This window comes from Natrialba magadii ATCC 43099, from assembly GCF_000025625.1.
In the GTDB taxonomy this organism is placed as follows: Archaea; Halobacteriota; Halobacteria; order Halobacteriales; family Natrialbaceae; genus Natrialba; species Natrialba magadii.
Genome location: NC_013922.1, coordinates 892,325 through 904,827 on the forward strand (window position 1 = coordinate 892,325; position 12,503 = coordinate 904,827).

The window sequence follows — 12,503 nt, forward strand, 5'->3', positions numbered from 1 at the left end:
ACATGCCCGAGGGATTTCGGTTTCGATTCGTGACCGCTGCTGTGAGCTCACGCCGAGAGCGAACAGCCTCCAGCGTTGCCACTTCGGTATCCGGTATCGGGTATCGGGTATCGGGTATCGGGTCCGGAGTGGTCGGAGAACGAGGCAGCGTTGTGTCGCGGCGCGCGGGCTCTATGCGAGCGTGTCGTCGAGCGCCTCGAGTGCAGCCTGGCGCACGGCATCGCGTTCACCGGGCAGGAACTCGACATGGCCGTCCTCGCCGCCGACGACGTGGACGCCTGCGTCGGGAACTGCCTCGGCGATCGCGTCGCCAAGGTCGCGGACGTTCAGCGATTCGGTCGCACGGACGTGGAGTTCGTCGTCACCGAGGCCGATGGTGACGAACGAGTCGTCCTCGCGTTCACGACGGTGCAGCGCGTCGAGCAGGAGCGTCGTCGTCGGGAAGTTGTAGCGGTGGGTGAACGCCGCCGTATCGAGCACGGCGACGGTGTTCCCGTCGACGTCTTCGGTCGTCAGGTTCTCCCGTGCCGTCTCAAGTCCGGTATCGAGCTTCGAGCGGAACTGCTCGGAGACGTGGGCTGCGAGGTCGCCATCGTGATCGAACAGCAGGTCGGCGACGAGTTCACGCTTGTCCTTGTAGGACTGGTAGTAGGACTCGAGTGCGACGGCTTCGCGACGCTCCGAGAGCGCCGTCTCGTCGAAGCCGGCCTCGGTTGCGAGGTCGGTGTAGGCCTCGGGGGTGTCCTCCCAGTAGCTGATCGCCGGAAGGTGTTCGACGTCCTCGCGTACGTCGTTGTTGACCAGCGCGGCGATGTTCGCCGAGAGCGCGGTCGACGTAACGTCCGAGACGTCTTCGCTGGCGAGCGACGGCGCGACGGCGACGGAGACTGCGTCGGCAACCTCCTCGTCGGCGTTGCTGTCGTCGACGACGAGCGCGTCGGCGTCGTACAGCGAGAGCAGGTCGTAGCCGTCGACGGATTCGACGGTCGAACCGGCGTCGACGAGGACGACGAGCGGCAACTGCTCGCCGTGGCGCTCGCGCGCCTCGAGCATCGAAGTCACGTCGTCGGTTGCGGCGTCCATGTCGTAGACGCGGCCGTCGAGCGGTCGGCGCTCGAAGTAGTGGTACTCGGCGTCGTCGCGGGTGTGCTTCTCGCGGATCAGCGGGAGCACGGCGCGCTCGATGGCGGCACCGGCGACGTAGCCGTCCGCAGTCGCGCCGTGACGAACGACGACCGGGCGCGCCTCCATAACGGCACGACGAATCTCGGTCGCGGCGTCGACGAGGCCGTCCTCGACGGCGGCCACTGCGTCGTGCTCGGCGAGCAGGGATGCGTCGTCAGGGCTCGCCTCGCGCTCGAGTGCGTTCTCGAGTCGGTCGACGACGGTCTGGCGCTCTTCGTCTGCGAGCTGGTCGAGCATTTCGGTCTCGACTTGCAGGTCGCCGTAGTGGCGTTCGACCTCGCCCTCGAGTGCGACGACGTCGTCGACGTCGACATCGGGGTAGGCGCGGACGCCGGCTTCCTCGAATGCGGCGCACTCGACGGTACCGGTCTCGTCGCGCAGTTCGAAGACGGTCGGGCCGCTGGTCTGGCGGACACCGGTAATCTCGCCCTCGAGGCGGACGACGCTGCCGACCTGATTTTCGATGGCGTCGACGGTGGTGCGCTTGAGGGCGGGTCCCTCGTCGGCGTCGGCATCGACGTCAGTGTCTGCGTCTACGTCTGCGGTAGCGGTGTCAGCGCTTGCGTCGGCCTCTGCAGCGCCGGTCGACGTGCTGGCCGCCGCGGACTCGGTTGCAACGGAGCCGCTGCCGTTCGTGACGGGTTCGGTTGCGTTCGATGCGTCGGGTGCCGACTGGCTGCCACTCGAATCGACTGATTCGTCGGCGGCGGAATCGGTGGTCTCTACGCTGGAGTCAGCGCTGGACTCCGAATCGGAGTCAGAACCAGCATCCGACGACTCGTCGCCAGATCCGTCCTCACCGTAGTCTTCGGGACGGAACTCGTCGTCTGCCGTCTCGATCAGTTTGCCGCGGAACTCGCGTTCGCGCTGGCGGATCGACCAGCCGAGGTCGACGTTACCGTTATCTCGAACGTCGAGCACCTGGACGTAGACGTCGTCGCCAGGTTCCCAGTCGAGACTTTCGAGTCGTTGGTCGAGTTCGCTTCTGTGCAACAGGCCTGTAACGTGTGATCCGATGTCGATGAAGACACCGAAATCGGCGTAGCCGTCGACGGTGCCCCGGTAGTATCGGCCGGGGGAGAGCTGCGAGGCGGACGTGCCCTCGAATTCGAAGACCGCGTCCTCCTCGTGACTCTCGCAGATTTCGCCGTCAACGGGTATGCCGCAGATGATACAATTACCCATCTACCCCTAGCAAGCAGTTTCGTCCTAAAACGGTTGTCGAAATGCGTCCGGGTTGTCACGGTCCGGAACGGTCCGGTAAACGCGACGGTAGGACCGGTCACGACCGGGAGTAGCTTACTCTCCCTCGCCCGAGGGGCACAGTCGCTTGTCGTTGGCGATACGCTCCGGAAACAGCTTGGGACCGTTACTCGAACACCGCGGAGTTCTCCTGGAGGTCCTCGATATCTTCGACGAGTTTCTCTATGTCTTCCGGGAACAGCGAGACCTGTACCTCGTTGCCGTCCTCGTCGTCGAAGACGAGTTTGACGCGTTTGTCCCCGAATTCGCGGGCTTCGGCACCGTCGACATCGAACAGTTTGACGGTGGCTTCCTTGTTGTTTGGACCGATGTTCTTGATCGCGCCGTCGTTCAACTCGAGCATGAACTCCTCGAGAGTCAGTGCGAGCATACACCTCGTACGAACGCCGGGTAAAAAACGCCACGGCATTCGCCGCCGTGACGGTAACCACATCGGACCCCAGGTCAGAAAGACAGGGTCAGACCGTTGCACGGTGTGTCAGCGTGCAGACGGTAGACAGTTGTTCTGCTAGCGACTGAATAAATAGTGGGGATCGTTTATTCGCCAGATAGCGTGGCCTTCGATCCGAAACACGATTCGATATCGTGCGACTCGGCACACAGCATTGTAAAGTCGGAATCCCCACCGGCCGTCGCCGGTGAATTGAATCGTCTCACCATCCTCGACCGAGGCACGCACCCAATTTTAAGTCGTACAGGACGAACAGTTCGAGTGGTATGGCTATGGAACTCACCTGGCACGGCCACTCGACCTGGCACGTCACCGTTGGCGACACCGACCTGCTGATCGACCCGTTCTTCGACAACCCGAAGACGGATCTCGATCCGTCGGACATCGAGACACCCGACTACGTCCTGCTTACGCACGGGCATGCAGACCATATCGCCCACGCGGGCGAGTTTTCTGAGGCAACGCTCGTCGCGACGCCCGAACTCGTCTCCTACTGTGAGGAGGAGTTCGGCTTCGAGGACGCCGTCGGCGGGATGGGCATGAACCTCGGCGGCACCGTCGAGTGTGGCGACGCCTTCGTCACGATGGTCCGCGCCGACCACACGAACGGCATTATGACCGAGAACGACACGAGCGGCGGCATGCCTGCCGGCTTTGTCATCTCGGATACGAATCCAACACAGGTGGCGGACGAAGAGTCGACGACGTTCTACCACGCTGGCGACACCTCACTCATGAGCGAGATGCGCGACGTTATCGGGCCGTACCTCGAGCCCGACGGCGCCGCCGTGCCGATCGGCGACCACTTCACCATGGGCCCCTGGCAGGCTGCCGTCGCCATCGACTGGCTCGACGTCGACCACGCCTTCCCACAGCACTACGACACGTTCCCACCGATCGAACAGGATACCGACGACTTCGAGGACGAAGTGCAGGCAACCGGCAGCGACGCCGAGGTTCACGCGCTCGCTGCTGACGAACCGTTCACGCTCGAGTCCTGAGCAGGCTGTCGGGCTGTTCGTCCTCTCCTGACTCTCGGAGACGGGACCTGCCCCGTCTCCGACACTCGTATCACCATCCCGAACGCTTTTGCTCCCGAGAACAACGTTTACAGCACCGGCTGTGGACGTCACGACTGCCATGTCGAAACAGGCGACCACCATCTCCGAAGAGGGGTTCAGCGCGACCAACGAAATCCGTGACTTCGAGACGACGATCGACTCGAACGGCGAGGAGGGCCCGGACACACTCGAGACGCTGCTCGCAGCGTATGGGTCGTGCTACGTGCCCGCGCTGCGTGTCGGCGGACAACAGCGAGGCGTCGACGAACTCGGAAAGATTCAGATCGACACCGACGGCGAACTCAACGACGACGACAAACTCGAGTCCATCTCGTTCGACATTCAGGTCGAAGCGGACGTCGACGACGAGACGGGCGAGGAGATTCTCGAGCGTGCGTTCGAACTGTGTAAGGTGCACGACGCGCTGAAGGACAGTCTGCACGCGGACGCGAGTATCGACGGCGACGCGTTCTGAGTGACACCGTCGTGCTCTGGGCGATTTCGAGACGCACACGTCCGAGCCAGATAACACGGACGGGCGACAAGAAACGGCTCAGAATCGATTCGATCAGTTGTGGGGTGGCTTTCAGACTGTGAGTGGCGGGGTGTAAGCGGAGTAGTATTGTATTCTTATCGTCAATGGTTGTTCACTACTGACCACTCACTAGTGTGTCGTTTCTCACGGAGTGCGTTTACACTGAAAAACTCGCTCACCGCAGTGGTGAGCGGTGCCGGGGTGGAAGTGGGGTGGATGTGGGTTGGATGTGGGTTGGATGTGGGGTGGAACCGTCGGGTGCAGTGGGGAACACCCTGGTTCCAGTGGATGGCTGCAGTGGGATGGGGTGGAGTGAAGTGGGGTGGGTAGGGGGTGGGGTGGGTAGGGGGTGGGGTGGATGTGGGATGGTGGGTCGGATGACCTGTGGATGACACGTCAGCGGAACGCTGGCCGGGGAAGCCAACTCGCCCGCTGTATTCACACATTCCTGCGCTTGTGTATTAGCCGTAGTGCCAAATTGTGTTGGAGACCATGAGAGTAAGACACATTCAATACGACTCGCGAGACAGCACCAGCCATGTTACGGTCGTTCGACGGAACCGAACCCCAGGTCGCCGACTCCGCGTACGTCGATGACGCCGCCGTCGTCATCGGCGACGTTCGTATCGACGCCGACGCAAGCATCTGGCCGAACACCACCCTCCGCGGCGATCACGGCACGATCGTCGTCGGCGAGCGAGCCAACGTCCAGGACAACGCCGTCCTCCACGAGCACGCGACACTCGAGTCCGAGGCCACCGTCGGTCACAGCGCCATCGTCCACAACGCCACCGTCGCCGAGGGCGCGCTTGTCGGCATGAACGCGGTCGTTCTCGACGGCGCTCATATCGGCGAGGGGGCTGTCGTCGCGGCCGGCAGCGTCGTCACCGAGGGAACGGAGGTCCCACCCTCGACGCTGGTCGTCGGCACGCCTGCGGAGCCGAAAACCGAAATCGACGACGCGCGCCTCGCGGGGACGGCCGACCGATACGTCGAACTCTCGAAGCGCCACGCCGAAACCTCGACCCGTCTCGAGTAAGTGGCTGGCTGGTACTCGAGTGTGCCCGCCGACGAGTGTGCCCGCCGAGAGTGGCGTTTCGGGGAGCAACGAGGGAAACGCTGATACAGCCACCAGCCGAAGCCACGCGCATGAGCAAGTCATCGTGGACGGACCAGATCGTCGGGGAGCGGATGACCGTCGATCAGGAGTTCTCCTCGCGGGTCGCGAGTTCCCAGTTTTCGAACCAGCAGTGGAGTCTGATCATGACCGCGACGGAGTTCGAGATCGAGGATGCCGACGATCCGGAACAGGCGCAACTGATCGCGGATACGTCGAAACTCGAGCAGATCATCCCCGAACTCGAGAACGTCGACGCGGGCATGGGTGCGATGGGGGGTGCAGGCGGCGCAGGCGGCGCAGGCGGCGCAGGCGGCAGTTCGGGCTCCGGTGGCTCGGGTGGACTCGTCGATTCCATCAAGGGCGCACTCGGCATGAGTGGCGGTGGGAACGACCACGAGGAAAAGCGCGAGGCAGCCGAACAGCTCACTCAGGAGTACGCCGACGAGTTACAGACCCATCTCGAGTCGAGTGGCCGCTGGGAGTCGGTTCGTGAGGCTGCTGCGGCCGAGACTGAGGCCGAAGCTGACACCGAGACCGAGACCGAGTCCGGGGCTCAGACGGGCGGCGACGAGACTGATGCGACGAACTGACGCGACGAACGGACGCGGCGAGCCGACCGGCCGACTGTGGTAACGGGTTGGCCCAGACTGGCACTCCGCCAGCGATCAGCAGGTGAGTAGTAGCGCTCAATCGCCCGCGTGAAACAGCGTCAACTCGCTGGCCTCGTAGATGTTTATCAGTTCCATCACCAACTCGTCGTAGGACTCGTCCTCGACGCGAATGCCGTCGAGCCGCTCGATCGTTTCCTCGTCTAGCTCTATCTGTGGCATGTGTGTACACACGACATCGAAGGGTAAAAACCCGCGGGCGGCTCGCGGCCGGGCAGTCGTGTCACCCCCTCCGACGGCACCGAAACCCACAGCACCTTTAGGCACGCTCCACGACCGTAGTGGTATGGCAGACTCCGACGACGTCGAAACCACGACCATCACGATTAGCGCTGACGACGACACCACGGACGAGGTCACAGTTCCCACCGGTCTCCTCGATCTCGTCGCTGAGGGCGACCAGACCGCAGCCGAAACCGTCGGCGACGTGACACTCCTCTCACTCGCCAGCCGCGCTCATCACATCGTCCACCACGGACACGAGGCCGACGAGGACCTCGAGGCACAGGAAGCGCGCATCATGGACCTCTTCGAGGAGCGCTTCGGCGTGACGTTCGGCGAGGCGACTGGTCACCAGCACTAGCACCGGCACAACCGCTACTACTACTACTACTACTACCACTATCAGGAAGACGAAGACTACCACTCGTACTGAACCAAATCCTGTCTCGGCTCTTCAAACCGTTCTCGAACGACCGCGCAGCCGCTGCACTTTGCGTCGGGCACTCGAGTCGACCCGACGAACGCACACCCAGACGGTACTCGAGTGGATACCTCCTGTGTGTCGATTACCGATTCTGAGTGTGTTGATTGCTGAGTCTGGTAGCGTTACGCCGTCACTGCCGCAGCCGGTTCTGAGGTAGTGTCCGTGGTGTCGGCTGTGTTCTCGTCGCCGTCATTCTCTTCGGTATCGGGACCGTTGTCGGCGGCGGTAGCGTCCTCGCCGCCAGCGTCGTCGCCGCCGTTGGTTCCGAGCGTCTCGTCACCGTCGTCGGCTGCACCGTCGTCGGCTGCACCGTCATCGGTTTCGACTCCGTTCGGCTCCTGTTCCTGTTCCTGTTCCTGCTCTTGTCCATCCGTCTCAGCGCCATTTTGCTCTTGATTCTCCGCATCCGCACCGGCCTGGTCGCCGTTTGCCGGCGGCTCAGTAGGCATCTCCTCGTCCGGCGAGCCGTCATCCGGTGATTCCCCGTCAGGTTCCGGTTCGGCTGGCTGCTCTTCGCCAGCGATTCCATCATCTGCCTCTTCGCCCGGCAACACCGCAAGCCCCTCGATCGTCACCGTCTGCTCCGCATCCTCGGTTGCGACCGTGTGGTCCGACTCGCCCTCCGGCAGCGTCGGCGAGAACTGCTCGACCGTCGTGTCGCCCGGTTCGAGCGAGACGCTCCGCTCTTCGATTACCTCTCCGTCTACGCTGTACGTAACCGTCTGCGTGTCGCCGTCGTCGCCCGTATTCATAATCGTCGCGACAACAGTCGTCGGCTGGCCGGCCACGTCAGACGGCGGTGCCGAGAGATCCACCAGCGAGAACTCCGCGGCTGCCGGCTCGGTCACCGTCACAACCGCCTCGTCGGTCTCGTTCTCGCTCGCGACCGTTGCCGTGTACTCACCAGGTGCGAGCTCGTCGGTCGGCGTACTGAACGCAACCGTCTCGCTCGCATCGGACTCGAGTGCCACCGGCTCCGAATCGACCAGCGTCTCGTCGAGGGCGAACTCGAGTTCCTGCTCGCCGGCCTCGTCGCCGACGTTCTCGACGAGTGCCTCGACCTCGAGATCGTCGCCCTGTTCGACGGGCGAGTTGGTGTCAGTGATTTCGACCTCGAACTCGGCGGGGTCGGCTGGCTCCTCGATCGTGACCGGCGTCTCGTCGGTGTCGTTCTCGCTTTCGACCGTCGCGGTGTACTCGCCGGGCTCGAACTCAGTGGTGTCCGCTTCGAGCGTGACCGTTTCGTTCGGGTTCGTCCCGAGTTCGAGCGTCTCCGCGTCGACCGCGGTGTCGTCGAGTGTGAGTTCAATCTCTTGCTCGCCGGGTTCGTCGCCGACGTTCTCGACGAGCGCCTCGACCTCGAGGTCGTCGCCCTGTGTGACCGGCGAGTTGGTGTCAGTGATTTCGACCTCGAACTCGGCGGGGTCGTCCGGCTCGGGGATGTCGACGACTTCGCCGGCGGGATCCGTCTCGGCGAGCAGCGGCTCCTCGTAGCCGAACGACTGGAGGCCGAACTCCCAGACGAGCCGCTCGTCTTCGTCTGCGGGCGTCCACTCGACGGTGAACGTCTCGTTGCCGGGCTCGAGTGCACCGACCGGTTCGTCTTCGGTCGTTCCCTCGACGAACTCGCTCACGCCGGGCAGTGCCTCTTCGTTCGGGTTCTCGGAGCTAAAGGTGACATCGATCGTGTCCTCACCCCACGCCCACTCGCCGTCGTCGCCGGTCGGCTCACCCGGCTCCGTCTCTGCGACGGAGATCGACGGCTCCTCGGGCCGTGCGTCCTCGTTGCACTCCTGTCCCTGCGGATTCGGATGGTCGATACTGGCGAACGGAATCGCTTCGTCCGAGCTAATGCCGGAGATGTAGGTCCCGAACGTGCCGTAGTCGGGCACACCGACCGTGATGGTGCCCTCACCATCTTCAGCTCCCTCGAAGTCGTCTTCCGCACCGATCTCGAAGACAATCGTCCCCGTGAACGGTGCCTCGACCTGGTCACCGACGGTCACGAAGTCTTCGATAATCGTATTGCCAAACCCACTGGCCGCGTAGAAGCCCGTGCTCGCGGCGACCGTCTCACCTTCCTCGAACGAGCCCGTCACCTCCGCGCGCGTACAGTTGACGAATTCGACCTGGAACTCCTCGTCGACGGTGTACTCGAGTGACGCCGTCTCGAGCGTCTGGTTTTCCTCGGTGGCGACGAGTGAGACCTCGAGGAGTGCGTTCTCCTCGAGTGGCGTTTCGAGGTCGATCGATTCGTTTTCGATGGCCTCGCCGGCGGGGAAGGGTTCGGTTTCGGTGAGCGGCTCGCCGTCACCGTCGCCGTCGGTCACGGTGAGCGCGTACTCGACAGAGGCGTTGGCTTCGTCGATGGTGACGCTGGTGCCGTCGCCGGTCTGGTCGCTCACGCTGAGCGTCGACTCGGGGTCGAACGGGTCATCGAGCGTGTACTCGATGGTGTCACTCGCGAGCACCTCGTCGTCCGCGCCAGCGCGGACGGCAACTGAGACCGGTCCGTCCGATTCGATCGGCGGCTCGAGGTCGAGTTCGAGTTCGGAGACGGTCTCGTTGGCTTCGATAGTCTCGCTGTCGACCCGCTGGTCGTCGTAGACGGCGCTCACGACGTAGTCGACGGTTGCGTTGGCTTCGTCGACCGTGAGCGTCTCGCCGTCGCCGGTCTGGTCGCTCACCGAAAGCTCGGCCTCGGCCTCGGGCTCGTCAGGCTCCTCGGGGTCGACCATGATGAAGGCCATATCGAGCACCGGTGCGCCGCCCTCCGTGACGTACGGCTCGTCGTCGCCGCCGTCGCGTTCGACGTACCGGAACGTCTCGTCGTCGGTCGTGTCGTGGTGGACCGCCGCGACGAGCGAGCGGTCGTCTTCGAGGGGCTCCTCGAGTTCGATTTCCACGTCTCCGTGTTCGCCGGGTTCGAGGTAGCCGGAGACGCCAATCACGTCCTCGGGATCGAGCGCCGCGGTCGTGTCGTCGTAGACCGCGACGAAGCCGCCTTCGGAGAGGTCGACGCTAGCGATATTGACCGTCTCGCCGGTCGTGTTCTGATCGGGGAACGAGAGCGAGGCGGTGCCCTCGAGTTCGTCGATCAGTTCGATGCGCTGGACGAGTTCGATTTCGACGTACTGGACGAGCTGTGCGCCGTCGTCGATGCCCTGGTCGACGGCGTACCCCGTCGCGTCGGCCGCGGTCTCTGCGGTCAGCAACTGGAGTTGCGTGACGCTGATCCGCTGTTCCTGGATCGCCCGCGCCGTCTCCTGGCTCGCGGTCGACGCCGCGACCTGAAGCTGTGTGACGGTCGCCTCCTGGTGTTGCGTGAGCGCGCCCTCTGCGCTTCCCATCGCGAGGTGCTGGACCTGCGTGATGTCGACGACCTGCTTCTGGATCACCGCGCCCTCGCCAGCGCCGAACGCGACGGACTGAATCTGCTCGATTTCGACGACCTGGTACTGGATCGCCGACGCGACTGCCCCCTTCGAGGCACCCGTCGCGGCCGACTGGATCTGCGTGACCGACACGTCCTGGCGCTGGACGAGCACACCCTGTGCGCCGCCATCAGCCGCCGCCTGGATCTGTTCGACAGTCGCCTCTTGGGACTGCGTGATCGCCCCCGTCGCCGCCCCCTTCGCAGCCTCCTCGATCTTCGGCGTCGTGATCTGCTGGACCTGCTCGACGTGGACCGACTGGACCTGCTTGAGCGCACCCGCGCTCGCGCCCCACGCCGCGGACTGGGTCTGCTCGACCGTCACCGTCTGCTTCTGGACCAGCGCACCCTTGGCCGCTCCCTTCGCGGCAGTCTGGATCTCCTTGATCGTCACCGCCTGGCGCTGCTCCATCTCGATGTCGATCTGCTGTTCCTGCTCGAGTGCAATCTCCGAGCTGCCCTCGAGTGCACCCGAGGCGGCACCGATGGCTGCGTGCTGGACGTGCTCGATCGTAACCGTCTGGCGCTGTTCGGCCGTCAGTTTCTGGTACTGCGTCAGGACGCCGTAGGCCGCGCCCTGTGCTGCCTCCTGAATCTTCGGCTGCTCCTCGACCTCGTACTCCGCGGCCTCACTCGCAGCACCTGCCGCCGCGCCGAAGGTAGCAACCTGTAACTGCTCGACGGTAACGCGCTGTTCCTGCGCAATCGCGCCATGGGTCGCACCCCAGGTCGCACTCTGGAGTTGGCTCGCGGTCGCCGTCTGGTGCTGGGCGAGCGCGCCGTCCGTCGCGCCGCCGACGGCGTGTTGAATCTGGGTTACGTTCACGCGCTGCTCCTGAATGAGCGTCCCGTGAACTGCCCCAGCCGTCGCCTCCTGCACCTGCTCGACCTCTGCTTCCTGGTGCTGTTCGGCCGACTCGCTGGCCGCCTCGACTGCGGCCGCGCGCTGTTCCTGGCTCACCTCGACGCCCTGGGCCTGTACGAGTTCGATTCCCTGGTCGACGCCAGTTTCGACTGCGTCCTCGTGTTCCTGGAGCGTCTGTGCCTGTGCCTGTGCCTGTGGCTGCGCTGGCGACTCAGCGTCTGCAGCTGCATCGCCCACCGCCGCTCCGTCGGCCACCGCACCACCGTCCGCCACCGCTCCACCGTCCGCCCCATCAACCTGGGCTTGAGCAGGGCCAGGGTACTCGAGTGGCGCAAGCGGCGCAGTGTGCTCACCCATCCCGGCAGGGCTGGCGGTTGCCGTCTCGTCGGCGGCTGCGACCGGCGGTGACGCCTGTGTCTGCTCGCCGGGCTGGTCTCCCTGTGCCGAGTCGTCACCGAGTCCCGACAGGCCGCCGTCGAGCAGCGGCAGTGCGATCAGGCTCGTGACGAGCAAGCCGGCGACGAGCGCGACGACGAGTGCGCCGCGTGTGCGTGGTCCCATGCGACGTGGACGGCGACGAGTCATCGCCGATCACCGTCGCGGTGTTGCTGGCTGTAGGCACGGTCGGTGCTAGTGGTACTGGTGTCGGTGGCGCTGGTGTCGGTGGCGCTGGTGTCGGTGGCGCTGGTGTCGGTAGCGCTGGTGTCGGTAGCGCTGGTGTCGGTAGCGCTGGTGTCGGTAGCGCTGGTGTCGGTAGCGCTGGTGTCGGTAGCGCTGGTGTCGGTGGCGCTGGTGTCGGTAGCGCTGGTATCAATGACACTGAAACCAGTGCTCCTGACAACCCAACCGCAACCGTCGGGCGCGCCACCAGCCACCGGTATCTGTTCCCCTCCTATACGCGTCAACGGTTGCCATACGGACCGATTCCGGATCCAATACCTGCTCCTCACCCCATCCGCGATACTCACTCCCATTCGTTTTCCTCACCCGTCCGAATCGGCGCATAAGCACGCCGCCCGTTTCGCTGCTCGTGCTGACACAATCACCCGTTACGACGGGCACAGCACGGAGTCAATCGACTGATAATGGCCTGCCGACTGGACTGTCGGGTCGGCCGTCGCAGCCGGGTTCGAACAGTCACCAGCGTCGACAGGAAGCGATTCGTTTCGCCTCCCGGTCGGTCGGTGATGACCGATTTCGGCAATGCTCCGTCCGT

Annotated in this window: 10 protein-coding genes; 6 read left to right on the forward strand and 4 right to left on the reverse strand. The window is 64.2% G+C overall.

The features are described 5' to 3' along the window. Window positions 1–171: 171 nt before the first annotated feature. Complete coding sequence (locus NMAG_RS04175) at window positions 172–2,370, reverse strand: DHH family phosphoesterase (protein ID WP_004216651.1); 2,199 nt, start codon at window positions 2,368–2,370, stop codon at window positions 172–174. A 184-nt stretch (window positions 2,371–2,554) separates the two neighbouring features. Further along, window positions 2,555–2,818: a hypothetical protein gene (locus tag NMAG_RS04180; RefSeq protein WP_004216652.1), complete on the reverse strand. Its 264-nt coding sequence runs from the start codon at window positions 2,816–2,818 to the stop codon at window positions 2,555–2,557. Window positions 2,819–3,171: 353 nt separating this feature from the next. Between NMAG_RS04180 and NMAG_RS04185 the strand changes: the two genes are divergently transcribed. The 4 genes from NMAG_RS04185 to NMAG_RS04200 all read left to right on the forward strand — a co-directional run bounded on the left by NMAG_RS04185 (window position 3,172) and on the right by NMAG_RS04200 (window position 6,205). After that, window positions 3,172–3,900 (forward strand): metal-dependent hydrolase, encoded by a 729-nt coding sequence (locus NMAG_RS04185; RefSeq protein ID WP_004216653.1) that lies wholly within the window; start codon window positions 3,172–3,174, stop codon window positions 3,898–3,900. Window positions 3,901–4,039: 139 nt separating this feature from the next. Beyond that, a complete protein-coding gene (locus tag NMAG_RS04190; RefSeq protein ID WP_004216655.1) occupies window positions 4,040–4,435 on the forward strand; it encodes an OsmC family protein in 396 nt (131 codons plus the stop codon). 598 nt (window positions 4,436–5,033) lie between these two features. Continuing rightward, entirely contained in the window at window positions 5,034–5,534 is a 501-nt protein-coding gene (locus tag NMAG_RS04195) for a gamma carbonic anhydrase family protein (protein ID WP_004216656.1), read from the forward strand. 110 nt (window positions 5,535–5,644) lie between these two features. After that, window positions 5,645–6,205, forward strand: a complete 561-nt coding sequence (locus NMAG_RS04200; RefSeq protein WP_004216657.1) for a DUF5799 family protein — start codon at window positions 5,645–5,647, stop codon at window positions 6,203–6,205. Between the two features lie 96 nt (window positions 6,206–6,301). Here NMAG_RS04200 and NMAG_RS21960 read toward each other — a convergent pair whose 3' ends face one another. Next, window positions 6,302–6,445 carry a DUF7557 family protein gene (locus tag NMAG_RS21960; RefSeq protein ID WP_004216659.1) on the reverse strand — a complete coding sequence of 48 codons (144 nt, stop codon included), beginning with the start codon at window positions 6,443–6,445 and terminating at the stop codon, window positions 6,302–6,304. A 124-nt stretch (window positions 6,446–6,569) separates the two neighbouring features. Between NMAG_RS21960 and NMAG_RS04205 the strand changes: the two genes are divergently transcribed. Further along, window positions 6,570–6,866 carry a DUF7545 family protein gene (locus tag NMAG_RS04205; protein ID WP_004216661.1) on the forward strand — a complete coding sequence of 99 codons (297 nt, stop codon included), beginning with the start codon at window positions 6,570–6,572 and terminating at the stop codon, window positions 6,864–6,866. A gap of 245 nt (window positions 6,867–7,111) precedes the next feature. Here the strand turns inward: NMAG_RS04205 and NMAG_RS04210 are convergent, their stop codons facing one another. After that, window positions 7,112–11,848, reverse strand: coding sequence for a DUF7282 domain-containing protein (locus tag NMAG_RS04210; protein ID WP_004216662.1), 4,737 nt, complete (start codon window positions 11,846–11,848; stop codon window positions 7,112–7,114). 72 nt (window positions 11,849–11,920) lie between these two features. On the opposite strand from NMAG_RS04210, the gene NMAG_RS21965 reads away from it, so the two are divergent. Then, window positions 11,921–12,370 carry a hypothetical protein gene (locus NMAG_RS21965; RefSeq protein ID WP_191219370.1) on the forward strand — a complete coding sequence of 150 codons (450 nt, stop codon included), beginning with the start codon at window positions 11,921–11,923 and terminating at the stop codon, window positions 12,368–12,370. Window positions 12,371–12,503: the final 133 nt, after the last annotated feature.

Excerpts from the sequence above, each read along its gene's own strand:
- NMAG_RS04210 (WP_004216662.1), bottom strand. The coding sequence starts at position 11,848 with ATGGGACCACGCACACGCGGCGCACTCGTCGTCGCGCTCGTCGCCGGC.
- NMAG_RS04190 (WP_004216655.1), top strand. The coding sequence starts at position 4,040 with ATGTCGAAACAGGCGACCACCATCTCCGAAGAGGGGTTCAGCGCGACC.
- NMAG_RS04200 (WP_004216657.1), top strand. The coding sequence starts at position 5,645 with ATGAGCAAGTCATCGTGGACGGACCAGATCGTCGGGGAGCGGATGACC.
- NMAG_RS04185 (WP_004216653.1), top strand. The coding sequence starts at position 3,172 with ATGGAACTCACCTGGCACGGCCACTCGACCTGGCACGTCACCGTTGGC.
- NMAG_RS04175 (WP_004216651.1), bottom strand. The coding sequence starts at position 2,370 with ATGGGTAATTGTATCATCTGCGGCATACCCGTTGACGGCGAAATCTGC.
- NMAG_RS04195 (WP_004216656.1), top strand. The coding sequence starts at position 5,034 with ATGTTACGGTCGTTCGACGGAACCGAACCCCAGGTCGCCGACTCCGCG.
- NMAG_RS04180 (WP_004216652.1), bottom strand. The coding sequence starts at position 2,818 with ATGCTCGCACTGACTCTCGAGGAGTTCATGCTCGAGTTGAACGACGGC.
- NMAG_RS04205 (WP_004216661.1), top strand. The coding sequence starts at position 6,570 with ATGGCAGACTCCGACGACGTCGAAACCACGACCATCACGATTAGCGCT.
- NMAG_RS21960 (WP_004216659.1), bottom strand. The coding sequence starts at position 6,445 with ATGCCACAGATAGAGCTAGACGAGGAAACGATCGAGCGGCTCGACGGC.